This is a genomic window from Mesorhizobium sp. M0029 (assembly GCF_040323735.1).
GTDB lineage: Bacteria > Pseudomonadota > Alphaproteobacteria > Rhizobiales > Rhizobiaceae > Mesorhizobium.
The window spans coordinates 19093-41520 of the sequence record NZ_JAMYVF010000001.1; the positions used below are offsets into that span (position 1 = coordinate 19093).

Sequence of the window (22428 nt, forward strand, 5' to 3'; positions counted from 1 at the left end):
GGTCAAGCCGTTCTGCTTCCCTCATCAGGGAGAACATACGATGCCGTCGAAAGCGCCGCCGAAGTCAGCTGGCAAGACGTCCGCCGTGCGCTCACTCGAACATGAGCAGCATCACGAGGTGACTGCCGAAGAGGAACTCGAGGAAGGCCTCGAGGACACGTTTCCGGCCAGCGATCCGGTGTCGATCACCTCGACCGCCATCCCAGGCGCGCCGGCAAGACCCGGCAGGGCCAAGACGGCGCCGGGTCGCAAACCGCGCAAGAAATAACCGTTCGGCTACGCCAGGTTTGAACTCGAAGAAGCCCAGCTTGCGCTGAGAAAATGGGGGCGCTGAGGAAAAAACGGGCGGCCGGGATTATCCTGCCGCCCTTAAATTAATCGTTGTGCTGTGGTCGAGCCCGATCAACTTAGAACGTGCTCGGCACGATCCATGGGTTGATCTCGATGCCGAGACGCGGGCTCTTGGCCTTGACGTCGGACTTTTCGACCGAGCCGGTCACGGCGCAATCGAGCTTGGCATTGGTCGTGGTGTCGACGCAGGTGGCGGCGGGGGCCTGCTTGGTCGAGTGTGTGTTGTTGGCGGCGAAAGCCGAGCCGGAGAGAGCCAGCACGGTGGCGAGAGCGAGAAGGGTCTTGTTCATGTCTGTCTCCATCGGTTAAATTCTTTTCGTACATGTACGATACAACGTACACATACGTCCACCGAGATGGGTTTTCAAGTCGGAAAACGTACGCGTACGAAAAATCTTTTTGAACGCCGAAAATTGCGGCGCACTGACACAGCCGAAGCTGTCAGGCCGGACGTTGAATTGGAGGGGCGGGGATGCTCAGCAGTCGACCGGGGTCTCGGTCAGCGGCGGCACATTCTGAGTGCTGAGCGTGGCGAGTGTGAAATCGCACATCCGCGTCACGAAAGCCTGCGGATCCCCGAAGGGGTAGAACGGGAACGTGATCAAAAGCGAGATGGTGCCGTGGCCGACTGCCCAAAGCATGGTGGCGATGGCGCGCGGATCGCCCTGCAGCTTGCCTGCAGCAACGCAGGCCTCGACCCTGGATATCAGCGCTTTCATCGCCGGGTTGGCCTCTTCCATGTCCTCATAGCTTCTGCCTTCCGGCAGCTTGGTCTTTTCGGTCATGAACACGGTGCGGTATTCGTTGGGATTGCCGAGCCCGAAGGCGGCATATTCGGTCATCACCGCACGCAAGGCCTCGATCGGATCGTCGGAAGGATGCTCCTCGATGCGGCGGGCAAGTGTTTCGAAGGCATCCTCGGCCAGCGCAAACAGGATGTCCTGCTTGTCGGCGAAGTAGGAATAGACCGACATCGGAGCATAGCCGACCCGCTTGGCCAACTTGCGGATGGTCAGCCCTTCATAGCCTTCTTCCTTGACGAGCTTGTGGGCTGCGTCGAGCAATTCGGAACGCAGTTCGGCTTTTTGTTTTTCGCGGCGTTTCTGGACGCTCAGTGGCAAGACCCGGTGCCTTTGGTTGGTTGTGCATGGCTAAATATATACGCTGTACGGAAACGGGCAAGGGCGCTGTCAGGGACATCAAAAAGCGACCTCAAGCTTTCTCTCGAATAGTCGTGCCCGTTCTGGTCCATTTCGACAGCATCTATGTCACAGCATGTGTAACCTGGGCGCACGCAGGCAACATCGGACTGCTACAAACAAAGCCTATTTGGCGGCTCTGCAAGAAATTTCGGTTTTGGGGGGCCTCTATGACTGCGATAGAGCTTTCGTCCGGGCTGCCGGGCGCACATCCACTTTCTCATGGCGCAAGGCTGGCGCTCAGGCGAGTCGTGATAGTCGCATGGCTGGCGATCGCAATCGGCTTCGCCATGGAAGCGCTTATTCTGACTGCCGGATTTGCGGCAGGTTCGCACCCGGCCCCGACCCAGGTTCTGATCGACTTGGCGCAAGGCGTGACCTGGTCATTCTTCGTCTGCGCCGGCGTCAGCCTCGGCACGGCGATCACCAAGGTGCGAGCCTCGCTTGGCGGCCTGATCGCCATGATCTCGGGGCCGCTGGCCATGGGCATCGCCAAAGGTACGCAAAAGGTGATGGTGAGCGCGCTTGATGTATCGGCAAAGCCCGTGATCCTGTCGCTCACCACGCTCGGTATGTTGCGGGCGATCGAGTATGGTTTGCTGGGCTGGATGCTGGCTTCGCTGGCATCCAAGGAAGAACCTCGCTCGCTGCATTTCATGCTGGCGGGTGCCTTGGCCGGCGCGGTGTTCGGCGGCGGGATCACGGCGCTGACGATCGAGACCGCCGCAGCCAAGGACATTGCGCTGGCATTGCCGCAGGCTGTCGCCACCGGCCTCATTGAGATCGTGTTTCCGATCGGATGCTCGCTGGTCGTCTACATCGCCCTGCAAGTCAGCCGGCACATGAAGTTCATTTCCAGCGATGCGCGCTAGAGCCGGATGATTTCAGGTCGAATTGACCTCAAATCTGAAACCGGCTCTAATCAAATAGATAGAGCATGATGTCGTCCGAAAACCGCTTCACACTTTCGGCATCATGCTCTGTCTACAGACGGTGATCGGTTTGCGTCCTGTTTCCAGGCCGGTTGCCACCACCTCCGTATGGGCTTGCTCCCCGGTCGGGGAACGGAACTGATCCGATCTGTCATCAAATCGCGCCGACCACAATATCTCATTGTCGAGTCAGGTTCGGTCGATCAGGTTGGCGGAAAGGTGCGACAGCAGCTTCACCGCTTCGCCATAGGTTTTTGCCTTTTCGGGATTTGAGGCGTTGCCGTCGAGCGCCCGCTTGTAGACACCCTGGCAGATGGCCGCCAAACGGAAGAAGGAGAAGGCGAGGAAGAAGCTCCAATTGTCGATGCCGCCCAGCCGGCGCCGCCTGCAATAGGCCGCGACATAGGCTTCCTCCGAGGGCAGGCCGAGGGCGGCGCGGTCGACGCCGCCAAGGCCGCGAAAGCCTGAGGCGTGCGGCAGCCGCCATTGCATGCATTGATAGGCGATGTCGGCGAAGGGATGGCCGAGTGTCGACAGTTCCCAGTCGAGAACCGCCAGCACTTTCGGCTCGCTGGGCGCGAAGATCATGTTGTCCAGCCGGTAGTCGCCATGCACGAGAGATTTTCGGCCGTCATCGGCCGGCATATGCGTCTCCAGCCACGCGATCAGCAGGTCCATGTCGGCGACCGTGCCGGTCTCCGAGGCGCGGTACTGGCTGGTCCAGCGTGCCAGCTGGCGTTCGAAGTAATTGCCGGGTTTGCCGAAATCGCCGAGCCCGACCGCCTCGACATCGACATCGTGCAGGGCCGCCAGCGTGGCGTTCATAGCATCGTAGAGGGCGGCGCGCTCATCGTTGCCAGCGGCCTCCGGCACTGCCGGATCCCAGAAGATGCGGCCGTCGAGAAAATCCATGACGTAGAACATGCGGCCGATCGGCGTCGCCTCCGCCGACAGATGCAGCATCGCCGGCACCGGCACGGCGGTGCCGGCCAGCGCCTTCATGACCGTGAATTCGCGGTCGACCTGATGCGCCGATTTCAGCAACGGGCCCGGCGGCTTGGCGCGCAGGACATAGCGGCCGCTGGCCGCGGTCAGCAGATAGGTCGGGTTCGACTGGCCGGATTTGAATTTTTCGATGGAATGAAGCCCGGCAAAACCCGGGATGTGCGCCTCGAGATAGGGCGCTAGTGCCGTCTGGTCCAGCGCGTTGGCGTCGCCGCTCATGCGGTCTCCGGCTCACGCTCGATCAGCGTCAGCGTCAGCCAGCGCGCCGTCAGCGCCGGCTTCTTCGAGCCTTCGATCTCGATGGTCACGTCATGCGCCGTCTGCACCCAGCCCGACGGCCTGACCTTGACGTCGGCCAGCACGAAGCGGGTGCGGATGCGCGCGCCGGTCTTCACCGGCGCCAGGAAGCGCAGCGAATCGAAACCGTGGTTGACGCCCATCTTGCCCTTTTCCAGCGGCGGCATGGTCTCGAAGGTCATCGCCGAGAGCAGCGACAACGACAGGAAGCCATGCGCGATGGTGCCGCCGAACGGCGTCTCGTTTTTGGCCCGCTCGGGGTCGCAATGGATGAACTGGTGGTCGTCGGTGGCGTCGGCGAACTGGTCGATCATGGTCTGTGTGACCTCGCGCCATGGCGAGACGCCGACTTCCTTGCCGACGCTGGCCAGAAGCACATCGAGACTGATCGGTTCCACTGCGGTGTCCTCCCCTCGCCGCCGACCGCGGCTCATTCCTTGAACAGTGTCAGCCCATGCTGCACCGACTGCCCGCCGTCGATCGGCAGGATGGCGCCGGTGACATAGGAACCGGCACGGCTGCACAAATAGAGCGTTGCGCCGCCGATGTCATCCGCCACGCCGATACGGCCGATGGGGACATGGCTGCCGACATGTCTGGCCTTTTCGTCGGTGCCCGTGGCAAAGGCGGTCATCCGGCTCTGGAAGGGACCGGGCGCGAAGGCGTTGACGGTGATGCGCCGCGCCGCGAGTTCGATCGCCAGCGTGCGCGTCAGGTGGTGAACGGCGCCCTTGGACGCGGTGTAGGAATAGGCATCGTCGGCCAGCGGCTGCGTGCCCATCACCGAGCCCAGATTGATGACGCGGGCCGGATCGGCATCGCTCGCGGCGGCTTCCAGCAGCGGCAGCAATTCGCGCGTCAGATGAAAGACGGCGGTGACGTTGACGGCGAACACCTTGGCCCAGCCGCTATAGGGAAAATCCTCCAGGGAGGCACCCCAGGATATGCCGGCATTGTTGACCAGAATGTGCAGCTTCTCGGTGCGCGCCTTGACCTCGCCGACCAGCGCGGCAATGCCTGCTTCGCTCGAGACGTCACCGGCAAAGCCTTCGGCACTGCCGGAGCCGCCGAGCCCGTTCAACTCAGCGGCGACCTTGATGCAATCCTCGCCCTTGCGCGAGGCGATCATCACGGTAGCGCCGGCTTGGACCAAAGCGGTCGCCACCATGCGGCCGATGCCGGTCGCGGCTCCCGTCACCAGCGCTGTCTTGCCGGCGACTGAGAACAGTTCTTCCAGATAGCTCATCGCAATTCCTCCGCGCCTCTCTGCTCACGGTCTGGGGCGAAAGGGCTCGCGTTGACAAGGCTACCCGAAGTACGGTCATCCTTGCCACGGGTAAAGTGCCCCAGATGCGTGAAAGGGTTGGAGACCGATGGCGGACATGAATCTCGGCATGACCGAGCGGCTGAAGCCGATCCACGCCCGTGTCGCCGCCATGGTGTGCGACGAGATCATGCCGCTCGATCATGAGTTTTTGAGCGAGGTCGGCAAGGGCGGCGACCGCTGGGTCTACACCGCGCGGCAGACCGAGATCCTCGAAGGGTTGAAGAAAACGGCCAAGGATCGCGGCCTGTGGAATTTCTGGCTGACCGGCTCCGAGCGCGGCTATGGGCTGTCAACCGTCGAATATGCCTATCTGGCCGAGGAGATGGGCAAGGCGCATCTCGGCGCGGAGACCTTCAATTGCTCGGCGCCCGACACCGGCAATATGGAGGTGCTGGAGCGCTATGGCTCGGAGGACCACAAGCAGGCATGGCTGGCGCCGCTGCTCGAGGGGAAAATCCGCTCGGCCTATCTGATGACGGAGCCGGATGTCGCCTCCTCCGACGCCACCAACATCGCCATGCGCTGCGAAAAGCAAGGCGGCGACTATGTACTCAACGGCGAGAAATGGTGGGCGTCGGGCGCCGGGGACCCGCGCTGCGCCATCTACATTGTCATGGTTCGCACCGGCGAAGCCGAGACGCAGCACCGCCGCCATTCGATGATCCTGGTGCCGTCCGGCACCAAGGGCGTGACCAAGCTGCGGCCGATGCAGGTCTATGGCGACGACGACGCGCCGCATGGCCACATGCATCTTCGCTTCGACAATGTCAGGGTGCCGGCCGGAAACCTGATCCTCGGCGAGGGCAGGGGGTTCGAGATCGCCCAGGGGCGGCTTGGCCCCGGCCGCATCCACCATTGCATGCGCGCCATCGGCCAGGCCGAAATGGCGCTGGAGCTGCTGTGCCAGCGCTCGGTGCGCCGCGAGGCCTTCGGCCAGCCCTTGGCCAAGCTCGGCGCCAATTTCGACATCATCGCCGAATGCCGCATGGAGATCGAGATGGCGCGGCTGCTCTGCCTCAAGGCGGCGTGGATGATCGACCAAGGCGATGCGCGCGCAGCCGCGCCCTGGATCAGCCAGATCAAGGTCATCGCACCGCGCGTCGCGCTCAAGGTCACCGACGAGGCGGTGCAGATGTTCGGGGCGCAAGGCATCAGCCAGGACACGCCGCTGGCACGCTCATGGACGCATCTGCGAACCCTGCGCCTCGCCGACGGGCCGGACGCCGTGCACCGCCGGCAGGTGGCGCGTACGGAGCTCAGGAAATACACGCAGGAAAAGGTCTGAGCGGATGAAGGCCATTATCGCCCGCGATTTCGCGCCGCTCGACCAGCTCGTCCATGCCGACAATCTGAAGGAACTGGTCGGCTGGCATCTCGCCGGCAAGGTTCGGCCGGTCATCGAAGGCACTTATCCGCTGGCCGATGCCGCCGCCGTGGTGACGCGCGTGCTTGGCCGTGGCGCATCCGGCAAGCTCATCCTCAAACTGTAAGGAGCCCCGCCATGGCGATCCCCTCAGACATGAAAGCACTGCTGCTGACCGGCGACGGCTACACCAGGACGCCCTCCGGCAGTGCGCTGGAGGCGATGGAGCCGTATCTCAAGCTTGGCAGCATCGGCGTGCCGACGCCCGGACCGAGCCAGGTTCTGATCAAGGTCAGCCTCGCCTCGATCAACCCGTCCGACGTCATGTTCATCAAGGGCCAGTACGGTCAGCCGCGCGCCAAGGGCCAGCCGGCCGGCTTCGAGGGTGTCGGCACGGTCGTTGCCAGCGGCGATGAGCCCTATGCGAAAAGCCTGATCGGCAAGCGCATCGCCTTCACCACCGGCGTCACCAATTGGGGCGCGTGGGCGGACTATGCAGTTGCCGAAGCTGCCGGCTGCATTCCGCTGCTCGACACGGTCCGCGACGAGGATGGCGCGGCGATGATCGTCAACCCGCTCACGGCGCTCGCCATGTTCGACATCGTCAAGGAGACGGGCGAAAAAGCCTTCATCATGACCGCCGGCGCCAGCCAGCTTTGCAAGCTGATCGCGGGTCTCGCCAAGGAGGCTGGGTTCCGGCCGATCGTCACCGTGCGCCGCGACGAGCAGATTCCGCTGTTGAAGGAGGTCGGGGCGGCCCATGTGCTCAACGAGAAGGCGCCGGATTTCAAGGCAGCACTACGCGATGTGGTCAAGGCCGAGCAGCCGCGCATCTTACTCGATGCGGTGACCGGGCCGCTGGCCTCGGCGATCTTCGACGCCATGCCGAAGCGCTCGCGCTGGATCATCTATGGGCGGCTCGATCCGGACACCACTGTCATCCGTGAGCCCGGCCAGATGATCTTCCAACACAAGCACATTGAAGGCTTCTGGCTGGTCGAATGGATGCGCCACTTCCGCGACAAGCGCGGCCCGGCGATCATGGAAGCACAGAAGCGCTTTTCGGATGGGCGCTGGTCGACCGACGTGACGGCGGTGCTACCGCTGGATGAGGCGATGGCGAAGGTCCCGGCGGAGCTGGCCAAGCCGAACGGGAAGGTGTTTATCAGGCCGTGACTTTCTACCCTCCCCCTTGTGGGGAGGGTCGACGAAAGAGCAATTTTGCTCGTTCGTCGGGGTGGGGGTCTTGGCTCCACCTCTGTTATTCGCGGGAGCGCTGGACCGACGTTAGTTGGCGCTGCACCCCCACCCCGGACCTGCGGTCCGACCCTCCCCACAAGGGGGAGGGTAAGCGGAGCTACTCCGCCGGCTCCACATTCGTGTACGCCGCTTCCTCAAGCTCCCGCTTCAGCCTCGCTTCCTCATGCGACTTCGGCGTGACGAAGCGGCCGAGCAGGAGGTAGGCGACCGGGGTCAGGAAAAGCGTCGAGACGGTGGCGAGACCCAGCCCGCCGACGATGACCCAGCCGAGCGCGATGCGCGCTTCGGCACCGGCGCCGGCGGCCAGCACCAGCGGGACCCCGCCGAGGATGGTGCAGATCATCGTCATCATCACCGGCCGCAGGCGGATGATCGAGGCCTGCTCGATCGCCTCGCGCACGCCGAGGCCGCCGTCGCGCAGCTGGTTGGCGAATTCGACGATGAGGATGCCGTTCTTGGCCATGACGCCGACCAGAAGCACGAGGCCGATCTGGCTGTAGGCATTGAGGCTGGTGCCTGACAAAAGCAGCGCAAAGATTGCGCAGGCAAGGCCGAGCGGGACCGTCGCCATGATGATGACGGCGCTGACGAAGCTTTCGAACTGGGCGGCAAGCACCAGGAGGATGATGACCAGCGCGAAGCCGAAAATGGTGATCATGGCGCTGTTGGTCTCGCCGAGCGTCGCGGCTTCGGCCAGCGGCAGGACGCGGCTGCCCGGCGGCAGCAGCGGGGCGGCGATCTGCTCGGCAACGCCGAGCGCGTCACCCAGTGCGAAATTGCCGTTCAGGTTCGAGGTGATCGCCACCGAAGGCTGCTGCTGTTCGCGGGTCAGCGACGGCGGCACGGCGCGCTCGGTCAGCGTGGCGATGGTCGACATTGGCACGAAGCGGCCGTCGGCGGTCTTCAGGAAGATGTTTTCCAGATCGGTCGGATCATTGATCGGGTTGGTGGTCGAGACCAGCTTCACGCCATAGCTGCGGTCGGCGATGTAGACATCGACGACATCGTTGCCGTCGAGCATCGCCTGCAAGGTGTTGGCGAGCCCTGATATGTCGATGCCGAGATCGGAGGCGCGCTCGCGGTCTATGGCCACCGCCAGCTGCGGCTGCGTCGGGTCGATGGAAAGCCGCGGCGTCTGGAAGCGCGGATCGGCCTGCATCCGGGCGATGATCTTCACCGCCGCGTCGCCGAGCGCCTTGCGGTCGTTGCCGACCAGCGCGAATTGCAGGCCGTTGCCGGCGCCGCGAATGCCGAGGCTATTGGCCTGCACCGGGAAGATGCGCACGGATGGCACCTGCCGGGTCAGCTGGCTTATCTGCGCCATGATCTCCTGCTGGCTGCGCGTGCGCTCGTCCCACGGCGCCAGCGTCATCACCATGAAGCCGGAATTGTAGGCGCCGTTCTGGCCGGCGTTTTCGAAGGTCGAGACGATCTCGCCGGAATCGCGCAGCGGCTGGATCAGCCGCTCGATCTTCTGCATCTGCTGCGTGGTGTAATCGAGGCTGACGCCTTGCGGCGCGTTGATGCGCAACAGCACGACGGCGCGGTCCTCGCTCGGCGTCAGTTCCTGGCGGATGGTGCCGAACAGGCTGAAGGCGACGCCCGCAAACAGCACCGCAACCAGCAGCACGATCCACGGCGCGCCGAGGCAGGCATGCAAGGCGCGCTTGTAGGCCGCGTTCAGCGCGCCACCGACGCGCGCGCCAATGCCGTGACCGCCTTCATGGTGGAGCGATGCGCCGGTCAACATGCGCGAGGCCAGCATCGGGCACAGCGTCAGCGCCACCACGCAGGAGAGCAGCACCGACATGGCGAGGACGAAGCCGAATTCGCGAAACAGGCCGCCGGTCTGTCCCGGCAGGAAGGAGATCGGCACGAAAACGGCAACGAGCGTCAGCGTCGTGGCGATGACTGCGAAGAACACTTCTTGGGCGCCGAGCACGGCGGCGGCACGAGGCCCCATGCCTTCGTTGCGCCGTCGCACGATGTTTTCCAAAACGACGATGGCGTCGTCGACGACAAGGCCGGTCGCCAGCACCAGCGCCAGAAGCGTCAGAATGTTGATGGAGAAGCCTGCGAGATAGATGGCGGCGATGGTGCCGATCATGGCGACCGGCATTGACAGACCAGGGATCAGCGTCGCGCGCCAGTCGAGCAGGAAGATGTAGATGACGATCAGCACCATGGAGATCGACAGGCCGAGCGCGATCTCGACCTCGTGCACGGCGCCGTTGACGAAGACTGCGTCGTCGCTGGTGATCTTGATCGACATGCCCTTGGGCAGGTTTTCCTGCAGCTTGGCGACGGCTGCTTTCACTCCGGTGGAAATATCCAGCGTGTTCGATTCCGCCTGACGGATGATGCCAAGGCCAATGCCGGTCTTGCCGTCGGAGCGCAACGAGGTCTGGCCGATGTCGGGACCGAGCGTGACGGTGGCGACGTCGCGGATGCGCGTCGTGCCGCCGATGATGATGTTTTCGAATTCTTCCGGCGTCGTCACATCGGCCGTGGTGCGGACGATGAGATCCTGGTTGGTGGTGGTGATCGAACCGGCTGGTGAATCGAAAGCGACCGAGGCAAGCGCTGCCCTCAGATCGGCGACAGTGAAGCCGAGGCTGGCGAGCTTGTTCTGGTCGACATCGATGCGGAAGATCTTGTCGCGGTCGCCATAGACCTGAACGTCGGCGACGCCAGGCACGGCAGCCAGTTCGTCCTCGATCTGGTCCTGGACAATCACCGTCATGTCCTGCACCGACATGGTGTCGGAGGTGACGGCCAGTCGCATCACGGCATCGGAATTGGCATCGGCCTTGACGATGCGCGGCGGATCGGAGGTCTCCGGTATCATGTTGGCGACACGGCCGACCGCGTCGCGCACGTCGGAAGCGGCGACGTTCAAATCGACGCCGTCGTTGAACTCGATGGTGACGCGGCTCTGGCCGAAGGACGAGGTCGACGAGATCGACTTGACGCCGGATACGCGCGCGACCGCACCCTCGATGGTGTCGGTCAGTTCACGGTCGACGGTTTCGGCGGCGGCACCCTCGAAAGCCGTCGACACGGTGACGACGGCGCGGTCGACATCGGGCAGTTCGCGGATTTCGACGCCGTAGAAAGCGGCAAGGCCGGCCACTGCGATCAGCGTGTTCAGCACGAAGGCCATGACCGGCCTGCGGATGAAGAGAGCGGTGAAGCCGGTTTCGCTGGCGGTGCTGACAGGCGCGGTCATGAGCCTTCGGCCGCGTCCGCGGCGCGCTGATCCTGGCCGGCGATGCGGACCGCGCCGCCTTCGCTGACGCTCTGGGTGCCTTCGGTCACCACCATGTCGCCATCCTCGATCTCAGCGTCGATCAGCACCGTCTCGGTGTTGCGCTGGATGATGCGCACGGGAACGCGCCTGGCCTTGCCGTCCTCGACCTGCCAGACATAGGCGCCGTCGGAACCCCACAGGATCGCCAGGGGGCTGATGGCCGGGTAGGTGTCGCCGGGGAAGCGCATGGTGATGCCGAACGACATGCCGGCGCGCAGCGAATCCGCCGGATTGGCGATTGCAGCCTTGACCAGCAGAGTGCGGCTCTTTTCGTCGATGTGGTTGTCGATGGCCGACACGGTGCCGGTATAGGCCTTGCTCGGATTGGCGATCGGCGTCGCCGACAGTTGCGCGCCGACCTTGACGGCGGCGGCGAAGCGCTCGGGCACCAGGAAATCGACCAGGATGGAGGAGCGGTCGTCAAGCGTGGCGATCGCCGACTGGCTGGTGACGTAATTGCCGGCCGATATCGGCAGGATGCCGACCGTGCCGGCGATAGGGGCGACGATCGAACGACGCTGCAAGGCGAGTTCGGCATCCTGCAGCGCCAGTTTGGCGCCGGCCAGCACCACTTGGGCATCGGCGACGGCGACCGGGGTCGCGGCGTTAGAGGCCCTCAATGATTTCACCCGCTCGAGCTTGTCATGGGCATCCTGCAAGGCGAGCTTGGCACGATCTTGCGAGATCACCTCGGTCTCGGAATCGAGAACAGCGATGATCTGCCCCTTGTCGACGCGGGTGCCGGATTGGACGAGAAATTCAACGAGGCGCCCAGAGCTGTATGGGTTGACCGTCACCGAGGCGTTGGCGCGGCCGGTGCCGATCGCCTGCAGGCGATCGTTGATGGTGGCGGTGGTCGCCGGCAAGGCGACGACATTTGCCGGGCGGCCGGCAGCGTTGCGGCCGCCTGCCTGTTTCGTCGTGTCGACCGCACCGGTTGTGGCGGGCGCCGAAGGATAGGTCCAGTCGATGCCCCAGCGTGCTAGAACCTCCGGCGCGCCCGGGAAGAATCGCGCCCAGGCGAGGACAGCCGCGACCAGGATCACAAGCGCAAAAACGATCTGTTTCCAGGCGGCCATCGACACTCCGGTTGGCAAAACGTCTACCGGTTTCGCCAAGCAAAAAAACGCGCAGCGACGCACCCGGTATGTGCGAAGCCGCCGCAATATCATGGCTTTATGGCAATTCTGCCGCTTCCATGCACATTAAATCTGCGTAATTTTGCGCACCTGCGGCGGGGATTGAACGTGTCAGCGCAGGCTTTCGAGGTCGCGGATGCGCCTGGCGCTGTCGGCCTCGAGCTGCCTCGTGACGGCGCCGATCAGCGTCTCGGCGACAACGAACAGAGCGGCCGAAGAGTCCCACGCCGAAGGCACGCCGGTGCGTCCGGCAATGACATGGCGGGCAAAGCGGGCGATCGGCGATAGCCACTGGTCGGTGAACAGCACGATCTGAACGCCGCGCTGATGCGCGGTCTGGGCAAAGCGGACCAGACTGTCCTGGTAGCGCCTGATGTCGAAGATCACCAGCACGTCGCGCTTGCCCATGTCGATCAGCCGGTCGCGCCAGATGCTCTCCTGGCCGGCAAGGTGATAGACATCGGGCTGGATGATGGCGAGATGGGCGGCCATGTAGCGTGCCAACGGATCGGTGAAGCGGCCGCCGATCAGGAATGTCTTGCCGCGCCGGTCGGCAAGCCTTGCGGCGATGTCGGCAAGCTGTCTGTCGGAGAGATGCCTGAAGGTCTCACGCATATTGTCCAGCGTCGCCTCCAGCATTGGCGATACTGCACCGCTTGGGGAGGCCGGGTTGAGCGTGCGCGATGCCGGCGACTGCAATTGCGCCGCCAGTTCGTCCTGCAGCGCCGACTGGAATTCGGGATAGTTCTGGAACCCCAGCCTGGAGACAAAGCGCAGGATGGTCGGCGACGATACGCCGGCGGCGGTCGAGAACTCGGCGACCGTCTTCAGCCCGATCAGCGGATAGTTCGCAATCAGTGTCTGCGCGGCGCGGCGCTCGCCGGCCGGCATCGTGCCGATGCGGTCCGAAATCAGTTCGGCAATGCTGGAAATCATCGTTTTCCCCACCCCTGAGCCCGTCCAGACCGCTTCCCCGAAATCGCATTTGACAAAGCCGGACAAACTGTATGAAATCATCCACAGGGACGCAATGAGGCAAAATACGTAACATAAGATACAGCGCTCCCCAGGGGACGGCAGACTATGGAGAGAGCACGGCCCGCCAGCCTTGCATCGTCTGATACCGTAGGGGTGACGAACCCCGGCGGGTCCAGCCCTTTCGTGCTGACCTGCGACCACGCTTCCAACTTCCTGCCGTCCGAATTCGGCACGCTTGGCCTGCCGGCCGAGGACCTCTCCCGCCACATCGCCTGGGACCCCGGCGCGCTGCCGGTGGCCCGCCGCATCGCGACCGCCCTCGATGCGACGCTCATCGAAACCCGCATCTCGCGCCTGATCATCGACTGCAACCGTCCGCTCGACGCACCGGACCTGGTGCCGCCGGTCAGCGAGACGACGGCCATTCCGGGCAATGCCGGCCTGTCGGACAGTGAGCGCGCCGAGCGCATCGCTTTGTCGTGGCGGCCGTTCCACGACACGATCGCATCGATCATCGACGACCGGCAGGCGCGTGGGCAGGAGACCCGGCTGGTGTCGGTGCATTCCTTCACCCCGGTCTACAAGGGCAAGAACCGGCCCTGGCATATCGGCATCATCCATGATGACGACCGCCGGCTGGCGTCGCCACTGTTAGCGGCGCTGCAGCGGCTCTCCGGCGTCACTGTCGGCATCAACGAGCCCTATTCGCCGGCCGACCGCGTCTATTTCACTTTGGAGCGCCATGCACGCTCGCGCGGCCTTGCCTGCGCAATGATCGAAATCCGCAACGACGAGATTTCCGGCGAGACCGGGCAGCGGAAATGGGCGGATCTGCTCACAGGCATTTTTTCTGACCTGGAACCTGAGGAGGCCAAGGGTTCCCGGCGACAAGCAATGGGAAAGTCAGTTCAATCGGCCAGCTAGAAAACAGGGGACGAAAATGGCAGGACCGGACAAATCAGACGCTGAAAGATCGGAGGATGTAAAAACCCTCCATAGCATGGGCTATGCCCAGGAGTTGGCTCGCCGCATGAGCGGCTTCTCGAACTTCGCTATTTCCTTTTCGATCATTTGCATTCTGGCGGGCGGCATCACGTCCTTCCCGCTGGCCATGGCGACCGGCAGCGGCTTCGAGGCGACTGTCGGCTGGGTCATCGGCGGCGTCTTTGCACTTGTCGTTGCCGCGTCCCTTGGCCAGATCGGCTCGGCCTATCCGACGGCCGGCGGTCTCTACCACTGGTCGTCAATTCTCGGCGGGCGCGGCTGGGGCTGGGCCACGGCCTGGATCAACTTGCTCGGCCTGGTCTTCGTCGTCGCCTCGGTCAATGTCGGCGTCTACGCGCTGTTCAAGGACCTTGTCTGGTCCGGCGTGTTCGGTAACGACGTCTCCGCGTGGGGCTATCAGGAGCAGGTGATCGGCGTTGTGATCATCACGGTCGCGCAGGCGCTGATCAATCATTTCGGTATCAGGCTCACCACCATGCTGACGGATTTCTCGGGCTACCTCATTCTGGTCGTCGCCGTCGTGTTGACCGCGATGTTCCTGATCTGGGGCGCAAGCTGGGATTTCTCGCGGCTCACCACCTTCGTCAACAACACCGGTGATCCAGGCGCAGGCTACGTTCCGACCGCACGGACGGCACTCGTCGCCTTCCTGATCGGCCTGCTCTACCCACTCTACACCATCACCGGCTTCGACGCTTCGGCCCACACGTCCGAAGAGACCCACAATGCCCGCGTGGCGGTGCCGCGCGGCATGATCCATTCGGTTCTGTGGTCGCTGGTGTTCGGCTTCGTCATGGCCGTTTCGTTCGTACTGGCCAGCCCCGATCTGGCAGCGACGGCCAAGGATGGCGCCAATGCCTGGTTCAATCTCTTCAACAATCTGCCGGCACCATTCCTGCTGAAGAGCATGATTGCCATCGCAATCGTGCTGGCGAATTTCATCTGCGCGCTCGCCGGACTGACGTCGACCTCGCGCATGATCTTTGCCTTCGCGCGTGACGGCGGCCTGCCCGGTTCGTCGGTGTGGAAAACCGTCAGCCCGACATGGCGTACGCCGGTGGCGGCGATCTGGCTCGGAGCGGTGCTCGCTGTCGCAGCGACATTGTACTCGCCGGCTTTCGCCGCACTGGCGGCCGGCTGTGCATTGTTCCTCTACGTGTCCTACGCCATGCCGGTGGCCGCAGGCCTGCTTGCCGAGGGCAAGAGTTGGACCGAATTCGGCCCGTTCCGCCTTGGCATCTGGTCCAAGCCGTTCGCCGTCATCACGGTGCTTGGCGTTCTGGTGCTGATGTATGCCGGCATCCAGCCGCCCTTCGACATCCTGATCAACTATGCCATCGGCCTGATCGTTCTGCTCGTGGTTCTGTGGTTCGGTATCGAATCGCGCCGCTTCAAGGGCCCGCCGATCGGCGCCGACATTGCTCGCCGCGCTTCGGAGATCGCGGCCGCGGAAGCAGCCGTCGGCCAGACGGCAGGCTAACAGCAAGACTAGATGCTCCGGCCGGCGCAAGCCGCCGGGGCAGGGCCGGCCAGCTAAGAACGCAAAAGGGGACTACAATGGCAGCACCGGGTTATTCAGACACAGACAAGGCGGAAGACGTAAAGCACCTCCATTCCATGGGCTACGCCCAGGAACTTGAGCGGCGGCTAAGCCGCTTCTCCAACTTCGCCGTTTCCTTCTCCATCATCTGCATCCTGTCGGGCGGCATCAATTCGCTAGCGCAGGCAACGTCGGGCGCCGGCGGTATCGGTATCGGCATCGGCTGGCTGGTCGGCTGCTTCGTTTCGCTCACCTTCGCGGTCGCCATGTCGCAGATCAGCTCGGCCTATCCGACGGCCGGCGGCCTCTATCACTGGGGTTCGATCCTCGGCAATCGCGGCACCGGCTGGGTGACGGCCTGGCTCAACCTGCTCGGCCTGATCACCGTGCTCGGCGCCATCAATGTCGGCACCTGGACGTTCTTCATCGGCGCCTTCGGGCCGACGCTCGGCATCGAGGGTACGCTGACCAATCAGATGATCTTCCTGGTCATCATCACCGGCGCCCAAGCGCTGATCAACCATCTCGGCATCAAGCTGACGGCGAAGTTGACCGACTTTTCGGGCTACCTGATCTTCTTCGGCTCGATCCTGATTGCGGTCGTCTGCCTGTTCTCTGCCGAGACCTGGGATTTCAGCCGGCTCTTCACCTTCCACAACTACTCGGGTGAGGCCGGCGCCAGCGTCTGGCCGTCCGTCTCGAACGCCTGGGTGTTCGCTCTCGGCCTCTTGCTGCCGATCTACACCATCACCGGCTACGATGCTTCGGCACACACTTCCGAGGAAACCATCAAGGCGGCCTCATCGGTGCCGCGTGCGATGGTGATGTCGGTTATCTGGTCGGCGGTCTTCGGCTATTTGTTCCTGGCCGCCTTCGTGCTGATGATCCCCAACATGGACGACGCCGCCAAGCAGGGTTGGAACGTGTTCTTCTGGGCCTTCGACCAGCGCGTCAGTCCCGGCCTCAAGGAGTTCGTCTACCTCGTCGTGTTCATCGCCCAGCTGTTGTGCGGCCTCGCAACCGTCACCTCGGCTTCGCGCATGATCTTTGCCTTCTCGCGTGACGGCGGCCTGCCGGGCTCGTCGGCACTGGCCAAGGTCAGCCCGACCTATCGCACGCCAGTGGCGGCCATCTGGACGGCGTCGGTCCTGTCGGTGCTGTTCGTTTGGGGTTCGACGCTGGTTTCGGTCGCCGGCACTTCGGCCTACACCATCGTCGTCTCGTGCACCGTCATCTTCCTGTTCCTGTCCTTCACCGTGCCGATCGTGCTCGGCATGGTGGCCTGGGGCACGCCGAAGTGGGACAAGATGGGACCGTGGAACCTGGGCCGTGGCATCTTCATGCTGTTCGGGGTCCTTTCCATAGTGTCGATGATCCTGATCTTCATCATCGGCATCCAGCCGCCGAACGACTGGGCGCTGTACATCACCGTCGGCTTCTTCATCCTGACGGCGATTGTCTGGTTCGCCTTCGAGCGCAATCGCTTCCAGGGCCCGCCGCTGGGCGACATCATCGCGGCGCGTCAGGCAGCGATCAAGGCTGCCGAACAAGCTGTCGGCGAAACCGGCCACTGACGTCACGATCATGGCCATGGCCGGCGGGCAGCCGGCTATGGTTCGTCCTCAACGACCAAGCACTGGAGTGCCAAAGGAATGGCCGGAAATTTCTCGTTCGATCAGTTGAAGAAAGCGGTCTCCAGTGGCGAGATCGACACGGTGCTGGCCTGCATCGTCGACATGCAGGGGCGGCTCGCGGGAAAGCGTTTCCTGGCGCAGTACTTTGTGGATTCTGCTCATGACGAGACGCATGGCTGCAACTATCTGCTCGCCGCCGACATCGATATGGAGCCGGTGCCGGGCTACAAGGCGGCAAGCTGGTCGAAGGGCTATGGCGACTTCGTCATGAAGCCGGACCTTGCGACGCTGCGGCGGATTCCGTGGCTGGAAAAGACCGCGCTGGTGATCTGCGACGTGCTCGACCACCACACCCATGACGACCTTCCGCATTCGCCGCGCGCGATGCTGAAAAAGCAGGTCAAGCGGCTCACCGAACGCGGCTATATCGGCTACTTCGCCTCCGAGCTCGAATTCTACCTGTTCAACGAGACCTACGATTCCGCCCGCAAGAAGCACTGGCAGGGGCTCGACACCGCGTCGCCCTATATCGGCGACTACCAGATCGGCATCACCACCAAGGAAGAAGGCGTCATGCGCCGGCTTCGCAACGAGATGGAAGCGGCGGGCATTCCGATCGAAAACTCCAAGGGCGAATGGGGCCCGGGGCAGGAAGAGATCAATGTGCGCTATGCCGAGGCGCTCGACATGGCGGACCGCCACGTCATCCTGAAGAACGGCGCCAAGGAGATTGCCGAGTCCGAAGGCAAGTCGATTTCCTTCATGTCGAAATACAATTACGGGCTCGCCGGTAATTCCAGCCACATCCACAATTCGCTGTGGAGCGCCGATGGCAAGACGCCATTGTTCTTCGACAAGAAGGCGGACTGGACTTTGTCCACGCTTGGCCAGCAATGGGCGGCTGGGCAACTGAAATATGCCAGGGAGTTTACCTGGTTCCTGGCGCCCTACATCAACTCCTACAAGCGCTTCCAGGCCGGCACCTTCGCACCGACCAAGATCATGTGGAGCGAGGACAACCGCACCGCCGGCTTCCGCCTGTGCGGTGAGGGCACCAAGGGCATCCGCATGGAATGCCGCATCGGCGGCGCCGACCTGAACCCCTATCTCGCTTTCGCGGCGCTGATCGCCGCCGGCCTTGCCGGCATCGACGAGAAGCTCGAACTGCAGAAGCCGTTCGTCGGCGATGCCTACCAGGCCTCGCGCCTGCCGGAGATCCCGAAGACGTTGCGCGACGCCACCGAGACGCTGGCCAAGTCGAAGATGCTGAAGCAGGCGCTCGGCGACGATGTGCTCGAACATTATGTCCACACCGCAAAGTGGGAGCAGTTCGAATACGACCGCCGCATTACGGATTGGGAACTGCACAGGGGGTTCGAGCGGTATTAAAACTTTATACAGCTTTAATGTTGACAATGTAGTGAAGTTAGTACCATATGGTACCTGTAAAGTGCAGTGCGCTACATTGAGGAGTTTGCAATGTCCAAATATGCGCCGCTCAAGGACTTTCTCATTGCCCAAAATGTCGATCGCATTCCGATGTCATTCGCCGAAATCGAGAGAGTGCTCAATCTGCCGCTGCCCGCATCGAAGCAATACCCTGCATGGTGGAGCAACAATCCGAGCAACAATCCCATGACAAGGGAGTGGCTTGAGGCTGGGTTCGAGACCGAATCCGTCAATATAGGGAGTGGGAAACTGGTATTTCGCCGCGTTCGCAAAGTACCCATTTCGGCGCCGCCCAGTGGTAGCGTGCCTGCCGCGCCAAAGGAGGCGCGCGCGGATCGCCACCCCGGTTTTGGTTTCATGAAGGGCCTGATAACAATCGAAGCCGGATTTGATATCACCAAACCTTTCGATGACGAGCCATGGGACGGGGGCTATCTGGGCGGTGAGGCTGACGCGCGTCACGGCAAACTTGCGGTGCGTAAATGAGCGAAGGGCCAAACCTGCTTCTGGATACATGTGCGATGATCTTTGTCGCCAACGATAGTCTGATCGATCCGCACGCAAGCCGGGAGATTTCGGAAGCGGCCTATGACGGCCGTCTGTATCTTTCGCCGATGTCGGCATGGGAGATCGGAATTGGCGTAGCCAAGGGCCGGCTCAATCTGCCATTGGCGCCACTCGACTTCGTGGAGCGATTCATCGAGCGAATGTCGGCAAAGCTCAGCGCTATCTCACCAGCCATTCTGATTGCGTCATCCAACCTGCCCGGTCCGCCTCATGGTGATCCCACGGATCGGATACTGATGGCAAGTGCGAGAGCGTTGGACATGGTTCTGGTGACGCGTGACGAGCCCATCCTTCGCTATGGCCGCAATGGCCATCTGCGCACCCTAGCCTGCTAACTTGGAGTATCCATTGGAAACCGTAAAACTCAAATCGCCCATCGATGGTTCGATTTACGCCGAGCGGCCGATCGCGACCGACCAGGCGATCAATGCCGCGGTCGAGCGCGCCAAGGCGGCGCAGGAGAAGTGGGCGCTGACGCCGATCGTCGAGCGCGGCAAATTTATGCTGGCGATGCTCGAAGCGCTGGTCGCGATGACCGACGAGATCGTGCCGGAGATCGCCTGGCAGATGGGGCGACCGGTGCGCTATGGCGGCGAGTTCGGCGGCGTCAGGGAACGCACCAATTACATGGTCGAGATCGCTGAAGCCGCGCTGAAATCCGTGCCGGCATCCAACCCGAAGGACGGCTTCCGACGCTATGTGAAGAAGGATCCGCTCGGCGTCGTCATGGTGATCGCGCCGTGGAACTATCCCTATCTGACCGCCGTCAACACCATCGTGCCGGCACTGATGGCCGGCAATACCGTTATCCTCAAACATGCGGCGCAGACGCTGCTGGTTGGCGAACGGTTCCAGCAGGCGTTCGACAAGGTTGGGCTGCCCAAGGGCGTGTTCCAGAATGTCGTGCTGAACCATGCCCAGACCGAGAAGCTGCTCGGCTCGGGCAAGATCGACCATGTCAATTTCACCGGTTCGGTCGGCGGCGGCCGCGCCATCGAGAGGGCGGCGGCCGGCACCTTCATGACGCTCGGGCTCGAACTCGGCGGCAAGGATCCGGCCTATGTGCTGCCCGACGCCAAGCTCGACCATGCGGTGGCCAATCTGGTCGACGGCGCCTTCTACAATTCCGGCCAGTGCTGCTGCGGCATCGAGCGCGTCTATGTGCATGAGAAGGTCTACGACCAGTTCGTCGAAGGTTTCATCGCCGAGACGAAGAATTATGCCGTCGGCAATCCGCTGGAACAGGCGACGACAATGGGGCCGATGGCGCAGGCGCGCTTTGCCGACCTGATCCGCGAGCAGAAGGCCGAGGCGCTGCGCAAGGGTGCAATCGCACACATCAATATGAAGGTGGCTAACGACAAGGCCGGCTCGCCCTATCTGGCGCCGGAAGTGCTGACCGGCGTCGACCACCAGATGAGCGTCATGCGCGAGGAAAGTTTTGGCCCGATCGTCGGCATCATGAAGGTGCGCAACGACGAGGAGGCGATCGCGCTGATGAACGACAGCCCCTACGGGCTGACCGCTTCGATCTGGACCGACGATATCGAGCATGCGGTGGCGATCGGCGACCGCGTCGAGACCGGCACCGTGTTCATGAACCGCTGCGACTACCTCGATCCGGCGCTGGTCTGGACCGGCGTCAAGGACACCGGCAAAGGCGTCGCCCTTTCGGCGCTCGGCTACGACAATCTGACCCGGCCGAAATCCTTCCATCTGCGCGAAGCCATCTGATTTTTTGAAAGACAAGACATGTCCAAGCTGATCTCCAAATGGAACTACCCGACCACCGTCCGCTTCGGCGCGGGGCGCATCAAGGAACTGCCTGAGGTGCTCGCTGCCACCGGCATTAAGCGGCCGCTATTCGTCACCGATCCGGGGTTGGCGAAACTGCCGGTCGTCGCTTCGACGCTGAAAATCCTCGACGACGCCAAGGTATCCTATGGCGTGTTCTCCGAGGTGAAGCCGAACCCGGTCGATTCCAACCTCACCGCCGGCATCGCCGTGTTCAAGAAGGGCAAGCATGACGGCGTCATCGCCTTCGGCGGCGGTTCAGCGCTCGATCTCGGCAAGCTGATCGCGTTCCAGGCCGGCCAGACGCGACCGATCTGGGACTTTGAGGATGTCGGCGACTGGTGGACGCGCGCCAATTCGGATGCCATCGCGCCGATCATCGCCGTGCCGACCACTGCCGGCACAGGCTCGGAAGTCGGGCGTGCCGGCGTCATCACCAATGAGGCGACGCACACCAAGAAGGTCATCTTCCATCCGAAGCTTTTGCCGGCAATCGTCATTGCCGATCCGGAACTGTCGGTCGGCATGCCCGGCTTCATCACCGCCGGCACCGGCATGGATGCGCTGGCACATTGCCTCGAAGCCTATTGCGCGCCGGGCTACCATCCGATGGCCGACGGCATTGCGGTGGAAGGTGTGCGCCTGGTGTTCGAGAACCTGCCCAGGGCCTACGCCAAAGGCAAGGACCTTGTCGCGCGCGCCCACATGATGAGTGCGGCCGCCATGGGTGCTGCCGCCTTCCAGAAGGGTCTTGGCGCCATCCACTCGCTGTCGCATCCGATCGGCGCGCTCTACGACACCCATCACGGCATGACGAATGCGGTGTTCATGCCCTATGTCTTGGCCTTCAATCGCGACTCCATCGAGGAGCGGATTGCCCGGCTCGCTGCCTATTGCGGCATCAAGGGTGGCTTCGACGGCTTTGCCAAAGCGATCATCAAGCTGCGCAAGGAATTGAAGGTGCCGCATGCGCTGCCCGATCTGATCAAGGGGCTCGACATGGACAAGAAGCGCAAAGGGCTGATCGCCGACATGGCGGTGGTCGATCCGACCGCCGGCGGCAACCCGGTCAGGCTGACCAAAAAGGCGGCGCTGACGCTGCTCGAGAACACTATCGCCGGCACTGTCTGAGGCGGTTTCTGCGCCGGACGTGATCTAAAAACGAAGGGAAAGGAAGGGCAAGGGGGCAAAAAGCAAGCCAATAAACCATTAGCCGGGAAATTAAGTCGAGGCTAATTGCTACAGCCGGTTAAAAAGAGTTAACTTTTCGTACCGCCG

Annotated in this window: 21 protein-coding genes; 13 read left to right on the forward strand and 8 right to left on the reverse strand. The window is 62.8% G+C overall.

Features of this window, described 5'->3' with window-relative positions; all coding sequences use genetic code 11:
- Window positions 1-40: 40 nt before the first annotated feature.
- Window positions 41-268, forward strand: a complete 228-nt coding sequence (locus tag NKJ76_RS00105) for a hypothetical protein (RefSeq protein ID WP_023817243.1) — start codon at window positions 41-43, stop codon at window positions 266-268.
- A gap of 139 nt (window positions 269-407) precedes the next feature.
- On the opposite strand, the gene NKJ76_RS00110 is transcribed toward NKJ76_RS00105, so the two are convergent.
- Window positions 408-641 (reverse strand): DUF680 domain-containing protein, encoded by a 234-nt coding sequence (locus NKJ76_RS00110; protein ID WP_023671148.1) that lies wholly within the window; start codon window positions 639-641, stop codon window positions 408-410.
- Between the two features lie 186 nt (window positions 642-827).
- Complete coding sequence (locus tag NKJ76_RS00115; protein ID WP_023671149.1) at window positions 828-1472, reverse strand: TetR/AcrR family transcriptional regulator; 645 nt, start codon at window positions 1470-1472, stop codon at window positions 828-830.
- A 113-nt stretch (window positions 1473-1585) separates the two neighbouring features.
- Between NKJ76_RS00115 and NKJ76_RS00120 the strand changes: the two genes are divergently transcribed.
- A complete protein-coding gene (locus NKJ76_RS00120) occupies window positions 1586-2422 on the forward strand; it encodes a hypothetical protein (RefSeq protein ID WP_352536505.1) in 837 nt (278 codons plus the stop codon).
- Window positions 2423-2671: 249 nt separating this feature from the next.
- On the opposite strand, the gene NKJ76_RS00125 is transcribed toward NKJ76_RS00120, so the two are convergent.
- Genes NKJ76_RS00125 through NKJ76_RS00135 form a run of 3 tightly spaced genes read right to left on the reverse strand, consistent with a single transcriptional unit; the run spans window position 2672 to window position 5030 of the window.
- On the reverse strand, window positions 2672-3706 hold the full coding sequence (locus NKJ76_RS00125) for a phosphotransferase family protein (RefSeq protein WP_352536506.1): 1035 nt from the start codon (window positions 3704-3706) through the stop codon (window positions 2672-2674).
- Entirely contained in the window at window positions 3703-4218 is a 516-nt protein-coding gene (locus tag NKJ76_RS00130; RefSeq protein ID WP_280791431.1) for a MaoC family dehydratase, read from the reverse strand. Before NKJ76_RS00130 ends, NKJ76_RS00125 begins: the two co-directional genes overlap by 4 nt.
- A complete protein-coding gene (locus tag NKJ76_RS00135; RefSeq protein WP_352536507.1) occupies window positions 4215-5030 on the reverse strand; it encodes an SDR family oxidoreductase in 816 nt (271 codons plus the stop codon). Before NKJ76_RS00135 ends, NKJ76_RS00130 begins: the two co-directional genes overlap by 4 nt.
- Window positions 5031-5157: 127 nt before the next feature.
- Between NKJ76_RS00135 and NKJ76_RS00140 the strand changes: the two genes are divergently transcribed.
- From NKJ76_RS00140 to NKJ76_RS00150, 3 genes are read left to right on the forward strand one after another with little or no spacing between them, the layout of a single operon-like run.
- Window positions 5158-6396 (forward strand): acyl-CoA dehydrogenase family protein, encoded by a 1239-nt coding sequence (locus NKJ76_RS00140; protein ID WP_352536508.1) that lies wholly within the window; start codon window positions 5158-5160, stop codon window positions 6394-6396.
- The gene (locus tag NKJ76_RS00145) at window positions 6299-6601 is read left to right on the forward strand and encodes a zinc-binding dehydrogenase (RefSeq protein ID WP_352536757.1); all 303 of its coding nucleotides are present in this window, start codon (window positions 6299-6301) and stop codon (window positions 6599-6601) included. Before NKJ76_RS00140 ends, NKJ76_RS00145 begins: the two co-directional genes overlap by 98 nt.
- Window positions 6602-6612: 11 nt before the next feature.
- Window positions 6613-7650, forward strand: coding sequence for a zinc-binding dehydrogenase (locus tag NKJ76_RS00150; protein WP_352536509.1), 1038 nt, complete (start codon window positions 6613-6615; stop codon window positions 7648-7650).
- A gap of 181 nt (window positions 7651-7831) precedes the next feature.
- Here the strand turns inward: NKJ76_RS00150 and NKJ76_RS00155 are convergent, their stop codons facing one another.
- The 3 genes from NKJ76_RS00155 to NKJ76_RS00165 all read right to left on the reverse strand — a co-directional run bounded on the left by NKJ76_RS00155 (window position 7832) and on the right by NKJ76_RS00165 (window position 13119).
- Window positions 7832-10963 carry an efflux RND transporter permease subunit gene (locus NKJ76_RS00155; RefSeq protein ID WP_352536510.1) on the reverse strand — a complete coding sequence of 1044 codons (3132 nt, stop codon included), beginning with the start codon at window positions 10961-10963 and terminating at the stop codon, window positions 7832-7834.
- Window positions 10960-12123, reverse strand: coding sequence for an efflux RND transporter periplasmic adaptor subunit (locus NKJ76_RS00160; RefSeq protein WP_352536511.1), 1164 nt, complete (start codon window positions 12121-12123; stop codon window positions 10960-10962). Before NKJ76_RS00160 ends, NKJ76_RS00155 begins: the two co-directional genes overlap by 4 nt.
- Window positions 12124-12294: 171 nt before the next feature.
- Window positions 12295-13119: a MurR/RpiR family transcriptional regulator gene (locus NKJ76_RS00165; RefSeq protein WP_352536512.1), complete on the reverse strand. Its 825-nt coding sequence runs from the start codon at window positions 13117-13119 to the stop codon at window positions 12295-12297.
- A gap of 147 nt (window positions 13120-13266) precedes the next feature.
- On the opposite strand from NKJ76_RS00165, the gene NKJ76_RS00170 reads away from it, so the two are divergent.
- From NKJ76_RS00170 to NKJ76_RS00205, 8 genes are all read left to right on the forward strand, one after another.
- Window positions 13267-14085 (forward strand): N-formylglutamate amidohydrolase, encoded by an 819-nt coding sequence (locus tag NKJ76_RS00170; protein WP_352536513.1) that lies wholly within the window; start codon window positions 13267-13269, stop codon window positions 14083-14085.
- Window positions 14086-14101: 16 nt separating this feature from the next.
- Window positions 14102-15646: an amino acid permease gene (locus NKJ76_RS00175; RefSeq protein WP_023740938.1), complete on the forward strand. Its 1545-nt coding sequence runs from the start codon at window positions 14102-14104 to the stop codon at window positions 15644-15646.
- A gap of 77 nt (window positions 15647-15723) precedes the next feature.
- The gene (locus NKJ76_RS00180) at window positions 15724-17280 is read left to right on the forward strand and encodes an amino acid permease (RefSeq protein WP_023691841.1); all 1557 of its coding nucleotides are present in this window, start codon (window positions 15724-15726) and stop codon (window positions 17278-17280) included.
- 78 nt (window positions 17281-17358) lie between these two features.
- A complete protein-coding gene (locus NKJ76_RS00185) occupies window positions 17359-18729 on the forward strand; it encodes a glutamine synthetase family protein (RefSeq protein ID WP_023701008.1) in 1371 nt (456 codons plus the stop codon).
- 90 nt (window positions 18730-18819) lie between these two features.
- The gene (locus tag NKJ76_RS00190; RefSeq protein WP_352536514.1) at window positions 18820-19275 is read left to right on the forward strand and encodes a DUF7662 domain-containing protein; all 456 of its coding nucleotides are present in this window, start codon (window positions 18820-18822) and stop codon (window positions 19273-19275) included.
- On the forward strand, window positions 19272-19691 hold the full coding sequence (locus NKJ76_RS00195; protein ID WP_031253200.1) for a type II toxin-antitoxin system VapC family toxin: 420 nt from the start codon (window positions 19272-19274) through the stop codon (window positions 19689-19691). The genes NKJ76_RS00190 and NKJ76_RS00195 overlap by 4 nt, the downstream gene beginning before the upstream one ends.
- A 13-nt stretch (window positions 19692-19704) precedes the next feature.
- Window positions 19705-21090: an aldehyde dehydrogenase family protein gene (locus NKJ76_RS00200; protein ID WP_352536515.1), complete on the forward strand. Its 1386-nt coding sequence runs from the start codon at window positions 19705-19707 to the stop codon at window positions 21088-21090.
- Window positions 21091-21108: 18 nt separating this feature from the next.
- The gene (locus NKJ76_RS00205; RefSeq protein ID WP_352536516.1) at window positions 21109-22281 is read left to right on the forward strand and encodes an iron-containing alcohol dehydrogenase; all 1173 of its coding nucleotides are present in this window, start codon (window positions 21109-21111) and stop codon (window positions 22279-22281) included.
- The last annotated feature ends 147 nt before the right edge of the window (window positions 22282-22428 follow it).